17 protein-coding genes are annotated in these 15,703 nt (G+C 59.1%); 8 read left to right on the top strand and 9 right to left on the bottom strand.

Annotated features, from left to right (window positions below; genetic code table 11):
* Positions 1 to 156: 156 nt before the first annotated feature.
* The gene (locus ACLGGT_RS01180; protein ID WP_008280532.1) at positions 157 to 603 is read left to right on the top strand and encodes a DUF4174 domain-containing protein; all 447 of its coding nucleotides are present in this window, start codon (positions 157 to 159) and stop codon (positions 601 to 603) included.
* A gap of 13 nt (positions 604 to 616) precedes the next feature.
* On the opposite strand, the gene ACLGGT_RS01185 is transcribed toward ACLGGT_RS01180, so the two are convergent.
* From ACLGGT_RS01185 to ACLGGT_RS01220, 8 genes are all read right to left on the bottom strand, one after another.
* A complete protein-coding gene (locus ACLGGT_RS01185; RefSeq protein ID WP_437194858.1) occupies positions 617 to 1,135 on the bottom strand; it encodes a hypothetical protein in 519 nt (172 codons plus the stop codon).
* Positions 1,136 to 1,139: 4 nt separating this feature from the next.
* Positions 1,140 to 3,140: an acetyl-CoA carboxylase biotin carboxylase subunit gene (locus ACLGGT_RS01190; protein ID WP_151979585.1), complete on the bottom strand. Its 2,001-nt coding sequence runs from the start codon at positions 3,138 to 3,140 to the stop codon at positions 1,140 to 1,142.
* 160 nt (positions 3,141 to 3,300) lie between these two features.
* Positions 3,301 to 3,531 carry a hypothetical protein gene (locus tag ACLGGT_RS01195; RefSeq protein WP_151979586.1) on the bottom strand — a complete coding sequence of 77 codons (231 nt, stop codon included), beginning with the start codon at positions 3,529 to 3,531 and terminating at the stop codon, positions 3,301 to 3,303.
* Between the two features lie 412 nt (positions 3,532 to 3,943).
* Positions 3,944 to 4,288 (bottom strand): hypothetical protein, encoded by a 345-nt coding sequence (locus ACLGGT_RS01200; protein ID WP_037297538.1) that lies wholly within the window; start codon positions 4,286 to 4,288, stop codon positions 3,944 to 3,946.
* 93 nt (positions 4,289 to 4,381) lie between these two features.
* Complete coding sequence (locus ACLGGT_RS01205; RefSeq protein WP_008280537.1) at positions 4,382 to 4,519, bottom strand: hypothetical protein; 138 nt, start codon at positions 4,517 to 4,519, stop codon at positions 4,382 to 4,384.
* Between the two features lie 223 nt (positions 4,520 to 4,742).
* Complete coding sequence (locus tag ACLGGT_RS01210) at positions 4,743 to 5,144, bottom strand: DUF6497 family protein (protein ID WP_437194859.1); 402 nt, start codon at positions 5,142 to 5,144, stop codon at positions 4,743 to 4,745.
* Positions 5,145 to 5,152: 8 nt separating this feature from the next.
* Positions 5,153 to 5,491, bottom strand: a complete 339-nt coding sequence (locus ACLGGT_RS01215; RefSeq protein ID WP_081506652.1) for a hypothetical protein — start codon at positions 5,489 to 5,491, stop codon at positions 5,153 to 5,155.
* A gap of 41 nt (positions 5,492 to 5,532) precedes the next feature.
* On the bottom strand, positions 5,533 to 7,065 hold the full coding sequence (locus ACLGGT_RS01220) for an acyl-CoA carboxylase subunit beta (protein ID WP_437194860.1): 1,533 nt from the start codon (positions 7,063 to 7,065) through the stop codon (positions 5,533 to 5,535).
* 169 nt (positions 7,066 to 7,234) lie between these two features.
* Here ACLGGT_RS01220 and ACLGGT_RS01225 point away from each other — a divergent pair, with 169 nt between their 5' ends.
* From ACLGGT_RS01225 to ACLGGT_RS01255, 7 genes are all read left to right on the top strand, one after another.
* The gene (locus ACLGGT_RS01225; RefSeq protein WP_081506653.1) at positions 7,235 to 8,455 is read left to right on the top strand and encodes a multidrug effflux MFS transporter; all 1,221 of its coding nucleotides are present in this window, start codon (positions 7,235 to 7,237) and stop codon (positions 8,453 to 8,455) included.
* 236 nt (positions 8,456 to 8,691) lie between these two features.
* Entirely contained in the window at positions 8,692 to 9,246 is a 555-nt protein-coding gene (locus ACLGGT_RS01230; RefSeq protein ID WP_008280543.1) for a L,D-transpeptidase, read from the top strand.
* Positions 9,247 to 9,397: 151 nt separating this feature from the next.
* Positions 9,398 to 9,604: a cold-shock protein gene (locus ACLGGT_RS01235; RefSeq protein ID WP_008280544.1), complete on the top strand. Its 207-nt coding sequence runs from the start codon at positions 9,398 to 9,400 to the stop codon at positions 9,602 to 9,604.
* Positions 9,605 to 9,763: 159 nt separating this feature from the next.
* Positions 9,764 to 10,831 carry an AI-2E family transporter gene (locus ACLGGT_RS01240; RefSeq protein WP_037297449.1) on the top strand — a complete coding sequence of 356 codons (1,068 nt, stop codon included), beginning with the start codon at positions 9,764 to 9,766 and terminating at the stop codon, positions 10,829 to 10,831.
* Positions 10,831 to 11,505, top strand: coding sequence for a chromosomal replication initiator DnaA (locus ACLGGT_RS01245; protein ID WP_437194862.1), 675 nt, complete (start codon positions 10,831 to 10,833; stop codon positions 11,503 to 11,505). Before ACLGGT_RS01240 ends, ACLGGT_RS01245 begins: the two co-directional genes overlap by 1 nt.
* A 49-nt stretch (positions 11,506 to 11,554) precedes the next feature.
* Positions 11,555 to 13,729 (top strand): RNA degradosome polyphosphate kinase, encoded by a 2,175-nt coding sequence (locus ACLGGT_RS01250; protein ID WP_437194863.1) that lies wholly within the window; start codon positions 11,555 to 11,557, stop codon positions 13,727 to 13,729.
* 50 nt (positions 13,730 to 13,779) lie between these two features.
* A complete protein-coding gene (locus ACLGGT_RS01255; RefSeq protein WP_008280549.1) occupies positions 13,780 to 15,324 on the top strand; it encodes a Ppx/GppA family phosphatase in 1,545 nt (514 codons plus the stop codon).
* A gap of 5 nt (positions 15,325 to 15,329) precedes the next feature.
* Here ACLGGT_RS01255 and ACLGGT_RS01260 read toward each other — a convergent pair whose 3' ends face one another.
* Positions 15,330 to 15,692 (bottom strand): hypothetical protein, encoded by a 363-nt coding sequence (locus tag ACLGGT_RS01260; RefSeq protein WP_151979589.1) that lies wholly within the window; start codon positions 15,690 to 15,692, stop codon positions 15,330 to 15,332.
* Positions 15,693 to 15,703 lie beyond the last annotated feature (11 nt).

Raw genomic sequence — 15,703 nt, forward strand, 5'->3', positions numbered from 1 at the left:
TTTCGATTGGCCGCCCCTTGCGACCGCAAACGATTGGTCTCGATCCTGCCCGCCATTCCTGACCATGCGCTTAACTTCGGAAAATTTCCGTGCGCTTGCCATTCACCCTTCGCAATCGTCGTCATCCAGCCTATATCTTGACCGACAGGAGACCCCATGAAAACGATCTTATCCCTTGTTTTGGCTCTCTTTATCGCGCTGCCAGCGACCGCGCAGGACAGCGATACGGGCCCCGCGTCTGCCTCGATCCTCTCGGCAGATACTGTCAATTTGAAGGATTTTCTCTGGCTCAAGCGCCCACTTGTGATTTTTGCCGATACGCCCGCCGATCCGCGATATGTTGAACAGATGGCGTATATCACCCAGCGGCTTGATGTGCTCAATTCGCTTGATGTGGTGGTGATCACCGACACTGATCCTGACGCGCGCTCGGACCTGCGCAAGATGCTGCGCCCTCGTGGATTTGGCCTTGTGCTTATCGGCAAGGACGGGGTGATATACCTGCGCAAGCCCGCGCCCTGGCATGTGCGCGAGATCGTCCGCACCATCGACAAACTGCCAATGCGCCAACAGGAACTGCGGGAGCGTCCGGGCGATAGCTGATGCTCGCACACCATCATCCGGCCCCAATCGCCACAATCAAAAGCCCTGTGGCAGGGTCCATCAGCATGAGCGCGCCCACATGCGCTTCCCATGCCATCACGGCACCCGGCTGACCCAAGATGTGATGAAAGGCGCTCTCGCTTGTCGCTTCCATGCAGGCGCGCGCCTCAAGGCCTGCGCGTCGCATAGCCATACCGATAGGCCGGTCGAAATTGGCCATGGCCACCATGGCCGCATCGGGGGCCAGCCCCGGCGCGATCCAAGCCGCCTGACCACGCGCGGCGAGGGCGCGCGCCATCTCTGACGCTGACCCGACCAAGGGCATCGCCGCCTTGATCCGCCCATCCGTTACGCGATAGAGGCCCACGGCACACTGCATCGTCGCCGCAAATTCCACTGTTTCGCCCAACGCAAACCACGCTGCCAGCCGCCCGCGCTGCGCCGCCTCTGCGTCACGCGCACAAGCGGCAACGACAGCGATAGCAGCAAGGCACGAAAGCAGCCGCAGGTCATGGCGCAGGGTCAGGTGCATTCCCTCACTCGAACTCCATGATCACATCATCCACTGCAAGGCTGTCACCCGGCCCCGCATTCACCTTTGCCACCACGCCCTTACGCTCGGCGCGCAGGATGTTTTCCATCTTCATCGCCTCCACCGTACAGAGTGCCTGCCCCTCCTGCACCTCTTCGCCCGCTGCCACATTGACCTTTACGATCAACCCCGGCATCGGACAGAGCAGCAGCTTGGATGTATCAGGTGGGAGTTTCTCGGGCATTAACGCGGCCAGTTCCGCCTGACGCGGCGTGCGCACATGGACCTTGAGATCGGCGCCCCGCGTGCGGATGCGGAACCCGCCGCTGATTTTGCCGACCTTGAGCACCAGCGCCCGGCCATCCACATCAAGCCGCGCCAGTTGATCGCCGGGTGTCCAGTCGCTTGTGACGCGCAGGGTGTCTCCATCTTCAAAGCGCACGGTCGCCCCCTCACGATCCGCCGCCACCACCACGGCAAAGCTCTTGCCCTGCAAGGACACAACCCAGTCTTCACCGACATGGCGTTCGTGATTGTCCATGCGCCCCGATACCCGCGTACGTCGGATTTCAGCCACCCGATGCATCGCCGCCGTGCTTGCCGCAATCGCGCGCAGCGCCTCTTCCGGCAGTGTTACGCCAGTGAAACCCTCGGGATACTCCTCGGCGATAAAGGCCGTGGTGATATCGCCACTGACAAAGCGCGGATGATCCATCACGGCGCTCAGGAACGGCAGGTTATGCCCAATGCCCTCAACTTCAAAGCTGTCCAGAGCCACGCGCATGCCCTCGATCGCCTCGGCGCGGGTATGGCCCCAAGTGCACAGCTTGGCGATCATCGGATCGTAATACATGCTGATCTCGCCGCCCTCGAACACGCCCGTGTCATTGCGCACCACAGCACCGTCCATCGCCAGCTCCTCGGGCGGCCGATACCGGCTCAGACGACCAATAGATGGCAGGAACCCGCGATATGGGTCTTCGGCATACAGACGGCTCTCCATCGCCCAGCCTGTCAGCTTTACATCCGCTTGTTTGAGGCTCAGCGCCTCGCCATGCGCAACCCGGATCATCTGTTCCACAAGATCGACGCCGGTGATCAATTCCGTCACCGGATGTTCAACCTGGAGGCGCGTGTTCATTTCGAGAAAGTAGAAATTCCTCTGTCCATCCACGATAAACTCCACCGTGCCTGCACTGGCATAACCCACCGCCTGCGCGAGTGCCACGGCCTGCTCACCCATTGCGCGGCGTGTGGCCTCATCAAGAAACGGGCTCGGCGCTTCTTCGATCACCTTCTGGTTCCGGCGCTGAATGCTGCATTCGCGCTCGCCAAGATAGATGCCGTTACCGTGGGTATCGCAGAGCACCTGAATTTCAATATGGCGCGGTTGGGTGACGAATTTTTCGATGAAAATGCGATCATCACCAAAAGAACTCGCCGCCTCGTTCTTGGAACTTTGAAAGCCCTCGCGCGCTTCCTCGTCATTCCAAGCGATCCGCATCCCCTTCCCGCCGCCGCCCGCAGAGGCCTTGATCATGACGGGATAGCCGATTTGATTTGAGATGGTCACCGCCTCTTCGGCATCGGCGATCAGGCCCATATAGCCGGGCACGGTGCTAACGCCTGCCTCTTGCGCGATTTTCTTCGAGGTGATCTTGTCCCCCATCGCCTCAATCGCCTTTACGGGAGGCCCGACAAAGGCCACGCCTGCCGCTTCCAGCGCCTGCGCGAATTTGGGGTTCTCACTCAAAAAGCCATAGCCCGGATGCACCGCCTCTGCCCCGGTGGCCTTGATCGCGGCCATCACCTTGTCGATCACGATATAGCTCTCGGACGCAGGCGCCGGACCGATATGAACCGCCTCGTCGGCCATGCGCACATGCAACGCGTTGCGATCCGCATCGGAATAGATCGCCACCGTCGCAATCCCCATCTTGCGCGCGGTCTTGATCACGCGACAAGCGATCTCGCCCCGGTTGGCAATCAATATCTTCTTGAACATCTTCCGTCCCTTCCTCTCTTATCGGCGCGGCCTTTAGGCGGCGCGCCGGATTTCTTCTGGCACAACAAGAAAACCACCGGCGCGAAACGCACCGGTGGTTTTAAATAACTGGTCTTGGATGGCTGGCAGACCGCTCGCAGAACGGTTCGCGCTCAGATCATCAGCAGCGGCTCGGATAGGCCTGACAAAAGACCACGTTGCCCGCGGCCCCAACTGCGGCACCGGTGATGACGCTGCCGCCAACCACCGCAGTTGTAAGAGCGCCCGCACCGCCGCCGATAAGCGCCTGCTCTGGAACCGTGTCACCACAGGCCACCAAAGCGCCAAGCGCCAAAACACCAAGGGTCGGAGCAAGGCCACGCGGCAGGAGATGTGTTCGAAGTCTTTGCATATGGGATGTCCTCTTGTCAGATCGCATGAAAAATCCACGCCATAGAACGTCACCAAGCGGGCCGCGTCAAAGCGATTGCATCGTCTCCACACACCATCGGCGAACCCCCGCCCATCTGCGCCGGAAACCGCAAGTATCGAATGTTCAACAGAAAAAGAGGGCGATCCATGCACGCCCGTACAGGATCGCCCCCAGGGGGAAGGGCGGCAGGACCGACGCAATGTCAATACCTCTGGGGAAAGGACTCCCGCCACTAAGGTCACTCTGCCTGCATTCGATCCACAGGCCAAACACAGTCTCGCAGCGATACTCGCATGAGCAGAGCTTTGCCGATTTTCAATGCCTCTAGGCAGAACGCCGCGCATCCTGGAGCGCGAGGTCCTCGCCCTGGGGTGATGAGGGCGCGTTAGGGTCACACGAACACCTCGGGAAATGACTCGCGCGCAACATCTAGGTCCAAGACCAAGAGTGCCTCGTAACTTGTGGGATCAAAGGGGTCATCGACCGGCTTCACCTCGCGGCCCAAAAGCCAGCTTAACCGCCCGGCATCAAGATTGCCGCGCTCAAACGGCTCTTCGCCAAAACACTCCCAAATCGCGCGCACAAAAGCCGCGTCTGCCCGTTTATCAGCAGGCTTACGGTCGCGGTAACGCTCACGCGCAACCAAGGGAGTGGCACCTTTGGCGTTCGCACGTCTGATTGTGAATTGAAAGTCCGTGCTTGGTAGACGACCAGGAAAACCGCGATGTTTCAACATGTTGCGCCCTCCGAACCAAAGAGGCGCCATGCGGTATATGGTCTTGTGGGCGGGACGGACCCTTGAGCCCGTCCCGCGCCTAGCCCAATGGGCTTACTTGTACTTGCCGGTCTGAACGGGCTCGGTTGTGATCGGCTCAACCACAACGAACTCTTCTTCGGCAGGCTGTGCGCATGCTGCGACAACGGCAATGAAACCGATTGCGAGAATGCTCTTAAGGCTCTTCGACATGTATTTCTCCTGTCTCTCGTAACTTCATGAAGAGACGCGCAAGGACACGTTGTCCCTGCCCGTCTCAAGGGCGAGGTAAAGGTCGCTTGGGTGCAACCTCGACGCAGCTTATCGGAAATTTCAGGATTTGAACATCTGTCATCACCAATCCCGTGCGGCTGTGTCCCCAAAGCCTCAGTACCTCCAAGGCGTTGATTTCGTGGCGCAAGATTTTGCGTTCTCATTAAAACATCTCCCAGATGCAGGCGCCTTCCTGCGGCCTGTAGGCCTCGAAGACCTGAGTGACATCAGGGTCGAAAACCCCGAATTCCGACGGTCGATCCGCCAATGAAATAACAACCTGTGCGGGCACAGGCCCGGTTACTGCCAATCGCGGCAAGGCGTAGCTCTCGCATAGCCAAACAAGATCGGCCAGCACCGTTTCCAACTCCGCCTCGCTCTCACCAACCCCAGCGAATCCTTCAGCCACAAAACGAAAGCGATAGGTCAGGCCCAGACCCGGACGGTCGGTCAGCACCTCCTGAACTTGCGCCGTCAGTCCCGAGGGTAGCGGCAGCGCCTCCTCCTGCGCTGCCGCCCCTTGGGCAAGAGCCAACCCGACGCTTAGCGCCACAGCATGTCTCACCCGTCTCCTCACAGCCGCGCCATCCAGCGCGCGCGATTCGCCGCATCCTCTAGCACACGGGCAATCAACGCCTCGCAAGCGGCGCGATCAAACCGCCCGGCCACGGCCCCTCCAGCCCGCACCTGCATCACCGCCCCATCCCGGCACACCTGCACGGCTGGGGCAAAGCCGCGCAGCGATTGCAGCGACCGCCACAGATCTTGCCGCACCAAATGCGCCAGTCTCCGTCGCCCGGTCGTTCCCTCCAGAATGGTCTCCACCGCCAAATCGAAGCGCACAGGCAGTCTCCGCGTCACCGTCAGAGCGCCATCTTCGTCTTCGATCACATGCCAGCGGCTGCGCCCCATCCTGCCCTCCGTGCTTCATCTGGCCCCAATTCTCACCCGTTTCAGAGCGGAATGTTATCGTGCTTTTTCCATGGGTTGCTCAGTTTCTTATTGCGCAGGGATGCAAAGGCACGGCTCACGCGCATGCGTGTACTGCGCGGCTGGATCACCTCGTCGATAAAGCCACGCTCGGCGGCCACAAACGGGTTGGCAAAGCGGGCTTCGTAATCTTTGGTATGCGCCGCGATCCTTTCTGGCGATCCAAGGTCGGCCCGGTGAATGATCTCGGTGGCACCTTTTGCCCCCATGACCGCAATCTCTGCCGTTGGCCAAGCATAATTGAAATCACCACGCAGATGCTTGGAGGCCATCACGTCATAGGCCCCACCATAGGCTTTGCGGGTGATGACAGTCACTTTCGGCACAGTCGCCTCGCCATAGGCAAACAGAAGTTTCGCGCCATGCTTGATTACACCGCCATATTCCTGCCCTGTCCCAGGCAGGAACCCGGGCACATCCACAAGAGTAAGTATCGGAATCTCAAAGGCATCGCAGAACCTGACAAAGCGCGCAGCCTTGCGGCTGCTGTCGATGTCGAGGCAACCGGCCAGCACCATGGGTTGGTTGGCCACGACACCCACGGTCTGCCCTTCAAGACGAATGAACCCAGTGATGATATTCTTGGCGAACTCGGCCTGAATCTCGTAAAAATCCGCCTCATCCGCAACCTTGAGGATCAATTCCTTCATGTCATAGGGCGTATTGGCGTTGTCGGGGATCAGCGTATCGAGGCTTTGCTCAACCCGGCCCGGTTCGTCGAAGAAGGGCCGCACCGGCGGCTTTTCCCGGTTGTTCAACGGCAGAAAATCCAAAAGGCGCCGAACTTCAGCCAAGGCTTCTACATCGTTTTCAAAGGCCCCGTCGGCGACGCTCGACTTGCGTGTATGGGTCGATGCGCCCCCCAGCTCCTCGGCCGTAACCACCTCATTGGTGACGGTTTTGACCACATCAGGGCCAGTCACGAACATGTAGGAACTGTCGCGCACCATGAAAATGAAATCGGTCATAGCCGGGCTATAGACCGCGCCACCCGCGCAAGGGCCCATGATCAGACTGATCTGGGGAACCACACCGCTGGCCATGATGTTGCGTTGAAAAACCTCGGCATAGCCCGCAAGACTTGCAACACCTTCCTGAATCCGTGCGCCACCCGAATCGTTGATACCGATGACAGGCGCGCCATTCTGCATCGCCATATCCATGATCTTGCAGATTTTTTCGGCATGAGTTTCCGACAAAGACCCACCGAACACGGTGAAATCCTGGGAAAAGACGTAAACCATCCGGCCATTGATCGTGCCCCACCCGGTGATGACACCATCGCCGTAGGGCCGCTCTTTCTCCATGCCGAAATCAGTGCAGCGGTGCGCCTTGAACATGTCGAACTCTTCAAAACTGCCCTCGTCGAGCAGCAATTCGACCCGCTCGCGCGCTGTCAGCTTTCCCTTGGCGTGCTGGGCTTCGATACGGCGCTCACCACCGCCCTTCCGGGCTTCGGCGCGCCGATTTTCCAATTCCTGAAGGATGTCTTTCATGGCACTCCCCTTGCGATGTTGCGCGCAGCATAGAGTTTGTGAGGAGTGGCTCAAAGCAGAATCGGGCAAATTTGCAAATCATCGCAAAGCATAATTTGGAAATCTGTAAACTTGCGAATTTTCGCTCTGCCTCATGGACTTCCCCGCGGGTCACTCCTAGCCATGCCGCATGACCCGCGTTCAGACACCCAAGTATCTCGACCGCACCACCCCGCCACATATCACGACACTGATCCTGTTGGCGGGGCTGTCGGCCCTCGCCATGAACATTTTCCTCCCCAGCCTGCCGGGGATGACCGCGTATTTCAACACCGAATACCGGCTGATCCAGTTGTCAGTGGCACTTTATCTTGGGGTCAATGCCGGGCTGCAACTGCTGATGGGGCCGATTTCGGATCGGTGGGGGCGGCGACCGGTGATTCTCTGGGGTCTTGGCCTCTTTCTAGTCGCCACCTTGGGCTGCATCTTTGCTCCGAATATCACGGTGTTTCTGACCTTTCGCATGGTTCAGGCAAGCGTGGTGGTCGCCATGGTGCTATCTCGTGCCATCGTGCGCGACATGGTGCCCCAAGACCGCGCCGCATCGATGATCGGCTACGTCACCATGGGCATGGCGGTGGTACCGATGATCGGCCCGGCCTTTGGCGGGCTCTTGGACGAGGCTTTTGGCTGGCAAGCGAACTTCTGGGCGCTTTTCGTTCTGGGGGCTGCGCTTTTCTTCGTCTGCTGGCGAGATTTGGGCGAGACCGCGCCGCTGTCGGGCCGAACCTTGATGCAGCAGTTCCGTGACTATCCAGCTCTTCTGACCTCGCGCCGGTTCTGGGGATATGCGTTAGCGGCGGGGCTGAGTTCAGGTGCATTCTTTGCCTATCTGGGCGGTGCGCCCTTTGTAGGAGACCGGGTGTTCGGGCTGCCCCCGTCTACGCTCGGTCTATTGTTCGGTGCTCCGGCGATTGGTTATTTCCTTGGCAATTTCGTCTCAGGGCGGTTTTCCACCCGAATTGGCATCAACCGCATGGTGCTTTGGGGCACACTGTTCAATGCAGGCGGCATAGCTCTCAATCTTATGCTGTTCCTTGTGGGCCTTGGCACACCGCTCACGTTCTTTGGGCTCATGACATTCATGGGGCTTGGAAATGGCATGGTCATCCCGAATGCTACTGCTGGTGCCCTTTCGATCCGTCCTGACCTCGCAGGCACAGCAAGCGGCCTGTCGGGCGCGCTGATGATCGGCATCGGGGCAGGTCTCTCGGCGCTCGCCGGAACGATGCTGACCCCCGGCAGTGGGGCCTTTGCCCTGCTGGGGCTGATGCTGTCGACGGCGCTAGCGGCGATTGCGACGATCCTCGCCGTGATCCGCCGCGAACGCAGACTTGGGCTATCAACATAACCGGGCCGGTCGCTGCGGCTCCCTGCAAGACCCGTCGCCAATGCCAAAACTTGATGATCACGCACCCATCTATCGCCAGCTTTCACCTTCTCGTTCCAGCCATCCTACCAGTGTTCAGGGCGTGTGCGCGACCCGAGTGCAACAGTTTTGGTTAGAACGCGGGGCTTCTGCGCGTTTTGATTTCTAACGCCGCTGCGACCCATCGTATAACCGAGGCATTATTTCAGGAGGTTCTGATGATCCATCGCCGCACATTCATGGCCACTGGCCTTGCCGTCTTGGGTACCGCATCCCTTGCCAATGCCTTTGAACTTGACCCGAGATTCCTGCCACAAGAGGTGGCGTTTGATCCCGTCTATCAACCCGGCCAGCTTATTGTGCTGCCGCGCGCGCATTTTCTTTATTTCGTGACAGAACCCGGTCGCGCGCGCCGCTACGGCGTAGGCGTGGGCAAGGCAGGGCTGGAATTCACCGGCACCGCCACCATCGCCGTCAAGAAACAATGGCCAACATGGCGCCCCACCGATGAGATGATTGAGCGTGATCCGCGCACCTATGGCCGCTTCAAGGGCAATGACTATGTTCAGCCCGGCGGTGCTGGCAATCCGCTAGGCTCTCGTGCGCTTTACTTGTTCCAGAATGGTCGTGACACCTATTACCGCATCCACGGAACCACGCAGCCATCGTCGATCGGGCAATCCGTCTCGAATGGCTGCATCCGAATGATCAACGAGCATGTGCAGGATCTTTACGATCGCGTTCCAATCGGTACGGTCGTCACGGTTCTGTAATCTTGATTTTTGCACGGGGAAACTGCATATTTCCCCGTGCGACGCTACAACTATCGACCATCTGTCCTTTTCGGCTCAGTCACTCGATCTTGTATGACTTTGCCGGGTTGCCGCACTCCCGCGGGCAACAGTTACAGAAGGAATCAGTAAGATGGCGACTGGCACCGTGAAATGGTTCAATGCCACCAAAGGATATGGATTCATTGCGCCCGACGGCGGCGGCAAGGATGTCTTTGTACACATCAGCGCGGTTGAGCGCGCAGGCCTGACCGGCCTTGCCGACAACCAAAAGGTCAAGTTTGACATTGAGGCAGGCCGCGACGGCCGCGAGTCGGCATCCAATATCGTTCTCGCCTGAGCGACAGCAGCGACCGACAGAGAGTTATCTCTCCCACCACACATGTATCGCGCCCAACACGGCGCGATACACAGCATCCGGGGTTTTCGCCCCCCCTGCCTTTCCCCTTGAAACCTACCGCCCAAACCATGACATAGGGCGGGCATCAGGAGGCGAACCATGGCGCTCCCCGTCCGGGAACAAATGAAATACTGGGGCGCGGCTACGGCCGTGTTTTTTGTGCTGCTTTGGTTTCTGGGGGATGTGATCTTGCCCTTTGTCCTCGGCGGGGCAATTGCCTATTTCCTTGATCCAGTCGCAGATCGCCTCGAGCGAATGGGCCTAAGCCGTGCAGCGTCGGTCGTGGTCATCACGCTGATCGCCATTCTCGCGTTTGTGGTTATTGTTCTGCTGATCGTGCCAAGCCTCGTCAATCAGGCGGTGGCGCTGTTCAATGTGGCACCGGAACTGGCCCGCGATTTGCACGGCTTTCTCAGCACTCACTTTCCCGCCCTGTTCGAGCCAGACTCGGCGCTGAACAAGACCCTGCTGTCCTTGGGCGAAACCATTCGCGAACGCGGCGGGCAATTGCTGGAAACCTTGCTCAGCTCTGCGGCCTCTATGGTCAACATCTTGATCCTTTTGGTGATTGTTCCCGTTGTGGCCGTTTATCTTCTCTATGATTGGGATAATATGATCGCCGAGATTGATCATCTCTTGCCGCGCGACCATGCGCCGGTGATCCGCAGTCTTGCGGGGCAGATCGACAATACCTTGGCGAGCTTTATTCGCGGGATGGGAACGGTCTGCTTGATCTTAGGGACATATTACGCGGTTGCCCTGATGCTTGTCGGGCTGCAATTTGGCCTTGTGGTGGGGGCGATTGCAGGCCTGATCACCTTTATTCCCTATGTCGGGTCTATCGTCGGCGGCGTGCTTGCGGTGGGTCTTGCCTTGTTCCAGTTCTGGGGGGATTGGGTCAGCGTTGGTCTGGTGGCTGCCGTCTTTGTATCGGGACAGGTGATCGAGGGGAATTTCCTGACACCCAAGCTGGTGGGGTCTTCGGTGGGCCTGCACCCAGTATGGCTCATATTCGCGCTCTCGGCCTTTGGTGCGCTGTTTGGCTTTGTCGGCATGCTGGTTGCGGTACCGGTCGCGGCATCGCTTGGTGTCATTGCCCGCTTTGCTTTGGAACAATACCGCGACAGCCGTCTCTATCGCGGATTGGAAAGCATTGATCGCGAATGATGCCACGCCAACTCAGCTTTGACCTGCCGGTGCGCGCCGCACTGGGGCGTGAGGATTTCTTTGTGTCACCCGCGAATGCCGAAGCTGTGGCTATGATCGAAGGCTGGCAAGGTTGGCCCGGACGCAAACTTATTCTTGCCGGACCTTCGGGGGCGGGCAAGACCCATCTGGCGCATGTCTGGGCGGCCCTGTCCGGAGCTCAGATGATCGCCGCCAAGCACATAGCTCAGGCAGATATCCCGAACTTCGCTAGCCGCCCAATTGTGGTTGAGGATGCCGATCAGATAGCAGGGGATCGCCCCTCCGAAGAGGCGCTTTTCCATCTCCACAATCTCGTATTGGCCGAGGGGCATTCGCTGTTGCTGACAGCGAGGCAGCCACCGAACCTATGGCCGCTCGTATTGCCTGATCTGCAAAGCCGCATGCAGGGCACGATGCTTACCCAACTGCGCGCGCCAGATGATACGCTCTTGGCGGCCGTGCTGACCAAGCTCTTTGCCGACCGCCAGATTGCCCCCAGCCCGGACACGATCCCCTATCTCGCGCGGCGGATGGATCGCTCGTTTGACGCAGCGCGCGAGGTGGTCGCGGCGCTCGATGCGGCAGCACTCGCGGAAGGCCGCGCAATCACCCGTGTACTCGCCTCGCAAGTGCTGGACAAATTGGCGCATTAACGCCACGCTACGTCACCGTTCCGTTACATGTCAGCGCCATAAGGCCCCCATGACCCAAGCAGATTTTCTCAAACATCCCACGCCCGAAACTGTCGAATTGTCCGATCTGGACCTGCACGGACCGGGGCGCTTTTTTAATCGTGAACTCAGTTGGCTAGGGTTCAATTGGCGAGTTCTTGAAGAAGCGCAAAACAGCCGCGTTCCCTTGTTGGAACGGCTGCGGTTTTTGTCGATTTCCGCCACCAATCTTGATGAATTCTACAATGTGCGCGTGGCCGGTCTAAGGGAGTTGGCGCAGGCGGGTAACACAACCCCGGCGGCGGATGGTTTATCGCCGGCAGAGCAGCTTGTGTTGATCAACGAAAACGCCCGCAGGCTGCTCGCATCTCAGCAGCAGACCTACGATACACTCCGCCGCGATTTGGAAGCAGAAAAGATTTCGATCCTCGATCACAGCTCCGTTGAGGAGGGAGATCAGGAGTATCTCGCCGATGTCTTTCTGAACAAGACCTTTCCGGTACTTTCACCCTTGGCGATTGACCCGGCGCATCCCTTCCCGTTCATCCCCAATCTCGGGTATAGTTTGGCGCTTCAACTTGAACGCAAGGCAGACAAACGCCCACTTCAAGCACTCTTGCCCATCCCGCAACAGATCGCCCGGTTCGTCCCCCTGCCCGCGCCCGAGGGCACGTATCGGTTTTTGCCCCTAGAAGAGCTGCTCTTGTTGCATCTTCACAGCCTTTTTCCCGGTTATCGCTACAAGAGCCACTGTGCCTTTCGCGTGTTGCGCGACAGCGATCTAGAAGTCGAGGAAGAGGCCGAAGACCTCGTGCGCGAGTTCGAGGTGGCGTTGAAGCGCCGCCGCCGTGGCGAAGTGGTCCGCATGAAGATTTCGGCCAATGCGCCCGAGGATCTGCGCCGCGTGATCATGCAGGAACTGCATGTCATCCCGGAAGAGGTGGTCGAGGTCGAGGGTATGATCGGTCTGGCTGATCTCAAGGAATTGGTGCTCGACTCGCGCCCCGATCTTTTGTGGCCGCCCTTTACACCGCGCGTGCCCGAACGGGTGCAGGATCACGGCGGCGACATGTTCGCGGCGATCCGGCAAAAAGATATGCTGTTGCACCACCCCTACGAGACCTTTGACATGGTGGTGCGGTTCCTGACGCAGGCGGCGCACGATCCCGATGTTGTCGCGATCAAGCAGACGCTCTATCGCACCTCTCGCAACTCGCCCATTGTCGAGGCGCTCTGCGAGGCGGCGGAGGATGGCAAATCGGTCACCGCGCTTGTCGAACTCAAAGCACGGTTCGACGAAGCGGCGAACATCCGGCAATCCCGGCGGCTGGAACGTGCGGGGGCGCATGTTGTCTATGGGTTTATAGACCTCAAAACCCATGCCAAGATTTCCACCGTCGTGCGCCGCGAGGGCGACAATCTGGTAACCTATACCCATTACGGCACCGGCAATTATCACCCGATCACCGCACGCATTTACACCGATCTTAGCTTTTTCACCTGTGATACCAAACTGGGACGCGACGCGACCAAAGTGTTCAACTACCTCTCGGGCTATGCAGAGCCTGAGGGGCTTGAAAATCTTGCCATTTCGCCGAAATCGCTCAAACCGCGCCTGATGGAACTGATTGATCGCGAAGCAGAACATGCCCGCTCAGGCAAACCGGCTGCGATATGGGCCAAGATGAATTCGCTGATTGAGCCCGATATCATCGACGCGCTCTATGCCGCCTCTGAGGCGGGGGTCAAGATTGACCTCGTGGTGCGTGGCATCTGCGGCTTGCGCCCCGGGATCAAGGGATTGTCCAGCAACATCCGGGTAAAATCCATCATTGGTCGGTTCCTCGAACATTCTCGCATCGTCTGTTTTGGCAATGGCGCGGGACTGCCGTCGAAAAAGGCGCGTGTCTTCATCTCGTCAGCCGACTGGATGGGGCGTAATCTAAATCGCAGGGTGGAAACCCTGGTCGAGATCGAGAACCCGACCGTCAAAGCACAGATCGTCAGTCAGGTCATGGCCGCGAATATGGCGGATGTGGCGCAAAGCTGGGTCATGGCACCCGATGGCAGCTTTTCTCGTCCGCCAGCGATCGAGGGCACGTTTGCATTTAACTGCCATCGCTTCTTTATGGAAAACCCCTCTTTGTCAGGCCGGGGTTCTGCCGGGGCGTCAGATGTGCCCAAGCTGACGCACACGGATGATTGACCCACGCGCGCCTCTGTCGCATAGAGGGGGCGCGAAAGACTGGGACGGACATGGACGGCACCAACGATCCAAAAGAACCCGACGGCGGCCCATTTGGCCGCCCCCTGTTCGATAGCCCAACGGCGCGCGCGCTCAGCCGCGTGGGCGTGGTTGATGTGGGCTCCAACTCCGTGCGCCTTGTGGTCTTTGACGGTGCCGCCCGTAGCCCTGCCTATTTTTACAACGAAAAAATCATGTGCGCCCTTGGCGCAGGCATGTCTGAAAGCGGTCGGCTCAACCCAACGGGGCGCAAGCGCGCCCTAGAGGCGCTCAAGCGGTTCAAGATGCTGGCCGAGGGAATGGACACCGGACCCCTCGTTATCGTCGCCACCGCCGCCGTGCGCGAGGCCAGCGACGGCGCAGAGTTCTGCGCCGATGTCGAGCGGGAAACGGGCCTCAAACTCTGGGTCATCGACGGGCGCGAAGAGGCACGACTATCAGCGCAAGGCGTGCTCTTGGGTTGGCCCGGCTCTTACGGCCTTGTCTGCGACATCGGCGGTTCGTCCATGGAGCTTGCCGAAATCAATGGCGGCACCGTGGGCACTCGGGTGTCGGCACAGCTTGGCCCTCTCAAACTGCGCGACCTCAAGGGCGGCAAGAAAGAACGCCGTGCTTATATTCGCAAGACGCTGACCGCTATGCGCGCTGAACTGGGCGAGCAAAAGAATCGCCTCTTTCTGGTGGGCGGGTCGTGGCGGGCGATTGCCCGAATTGACATGGTGCGGCGCAAATACCCGCTGCATGTGCTGCATGAATACCGCATGACCCCGGCTGACGTGCGCGCGACGATAAAATACATTGAAAAGCTGGACCTCGAAACGCTCCGGGCGCAATCCGGCGTGTCTATGGCGCGGATCGAGCTAGTGCCGCAGGCGATCGAAGTTCTGGGAGAGTTGGTCAAGACCTTCAAGCCGCGTGACATCGCCGTATCGAGCTATGGTATCCGCGAGGGTCTGCTTTACGAGCAGATGCCGCAGATGCTGCGCGACCGTGACCCCCTGATCGAAGCCTGTCGGTTCGCCGAACAAAAGGATGCGCGCCTGCCCGGTTTTGGCAAGGTGATCTATCATTTCATCCTGCCGCTCTTTAAGTCTGCCAAGCCCGAGCGCCGCCGCCTGATCCGCGCGGCCTGCCTCTTGCATGATGTCAGTTGGCGCGCCCATCCCGATTACCGGGCTGAAGTTTGTTTTGACAATGCCACGCGCGCCAATCTGGGCGGGCTCAAACACTCCGAGAGGGTGTATCTGGGCCTTGCCCTTTTGCACCGCTATTCAAACAAACGCGAAGGCAGCCGTTTTGCCGATTTAGACGGTCTGCTTACCGAAAAGGACCGTCACGAAGCCGAAGTTCTCGGCAAGGCCATGCGCTTTGCCGCGATGCTCTGGCTCAAGCGCAATGCCCAACTTGGGGAATTGCGGTGGTTTCCGCAAAAAAAGGTGCTGGAATTACGCCTATCGGCAGAGGCGGTGCCACTCTTTGGCGAAGTGGCGCAGGCGCGTTTTGCCTCGCTCGCCGCAACACTTTCGGCGCGCATCGTGATCAAAACGCCGAAATAGCGCGATCACAGTTCGATTTCACCCTCTGGCGCGGGCGTATCCTGCAAGTCCTGCGGTGATTTGCGACGCAGAAGTATATCACCATTCGGCAGCACTTCGGGCGCATGAAAGGCGCTGAGGTCGCCGATTTCGCCCATCAGGTCGCGCAATGCGGGCCCCATTTCCTCGACGAACTGACGCAGAGCAGGCTCCATCTCTTGGGCGCGCTCACGAAGCCCCTCAAGTGCCGGTCCCATTTCCCGCTGTATTCCCTCGAAAAAAAGGCGCGCCCCCTCTTCCATCAGGGAACGCCCCTCTTCCTCTGCCGCGTCCTGCGCGGCAACAGGCGATACCGCAAGCGCGGATATCAGACAGGCGGTTCGGATCATGTTTAGCGGTC

Source organism: Roseovarius sp. MS2 (assembly GCF_051447875.1).
GTDB lineage: Bacteria > Pseudomonadota > Alphaproteobacteria > Rhodobacterales > Rhodobacteraceae > Roseovarius > Roseovarius mucosus_A.

What these genes read in the sequence shown, in the direction of transcription:
- ACLGGT_RS01180 (WP_008280532.1), top strand. Translation starts at nt 157, where the DNA reads ATGAAAACGATCTTATCCCTTGTTTTGGCTCTCTTTATCGCGCTGCCA.
- ACLGGT_RS01185 (WP_437194858.1), bottom strand. Translation starts at nt 1,135, where the DNA reads ATGCACCTGACCCTGCGCCATGACCTGCGGCTGCTTTCGTGCCTTGCT.
- ACLGGT_RS01190 (WP_151979585.1), bottom strand. Translation starts at nt 3,140, where the DNA reads ATGTTCAAGAAGATATTGATTGCCAACCGGGGCGAGATCGCTTGTCGC.
- ACLGGT_RS01195 (WP_151979586.1), bottom strand. Translation starts at nt 3,531, where the DNA reads ATGCAAAGACTTCGAACACATCTCCTGCCGCGTGGCCTTGCTCCGACC.
- ACLGGT_RS01200 (WP_037297538.1), bottom strand. Translation starts at nt 4,288, where the DNA reads ATGTTGAAACATCGCGGTTTTCCTGGTCGTCTACCAAGCACGGACTTT.
- ACLGGT_RS01205 (WP_008280537.1), bottom strand. Translation starts at nt 4,519, where the DNA reads ATGTCGAAGAGCCTTAAGAGCATTCTCGCAATCGGTTTCATTGCCGTT.
- ACLGGT_RS01215 (WP_081506652.1), bottom strand. Translation starts at nt 5,491, where the DNA reads ATGGGGCGCAGCCGCTGGCATGTGATCGAAGACGAAGATGGCGCTCTG.
- ACLGGT_RS01220 (WP_437194860.1), bottom strand. Translation starts at nt 7,065, where the DNA reads ATGAAAGACATCCTTCAGGAATTGGAAAATCGGCGCGCCGAAGCCCGG.
- ACLGGT_RS01225 (WP_081506653.1), top strand. Translation starts at nt 7,235, where the DNA reads ATGACCCGCGTTCAGACACCCAAGTATCTCGACCGCACCACCCCGCCA.
- ACLGGT_RS01230 (WP_008280543.1), top strand. Translation starts at nt 8,692, where the DNA reads ATGATCCATCGCCGCACATTCATGGCCACTGGCCTTGCCGTCTTGGGT.
- ACLGGT_RS01235 (WP_008280544.1), top strand. Translation starts at nt 9,398, where the DNA reads ATGGCGACTGGCACCGTGAAATGGTTCAATGCCACCAAAGGATATGGA.
- ACLGGT_RS01240 (WP_037297449.1), top strand. Translation starts at nt 9,764, where the DNA reads ATGGCGCTCCCCGTCCGGGAACAAATGAAATACTGGGGCGCGGCTACG.
- ACLGGT_RS01245 (WP_437194862.1), top strand. Translation starts at nt 10,831, where the DNA reads ATGCCACGCCAACTCAGCTTTGACCTGCCGGTGCGCGCCGCACTGGGG.
- ACLGGT_RS01250 (WP_437194863.1), top strand. Translation starts at nt 11,555, where the DNA reads ATGACCCAAGCAGATTTTCTCAAACATCCCACGCCCGAAACTGTCGAA.
- ACLGGT_RS01255 (WP_008280549.1), top strand. Translation starts at nt 13,780, where the DNA reads ATGGACGGCACCAACGATCCAAAAGAACCCGACGGCGGCCCATTTGGC.
- ACLGGT_RS01260 (WP_151979589.1), bottom strand. Translation starts at nt 15,692, where the DNA reads ATGATCCGAACCGCCTGTCTGATATCCGCGCTTGCGGTATCGCCTGTT.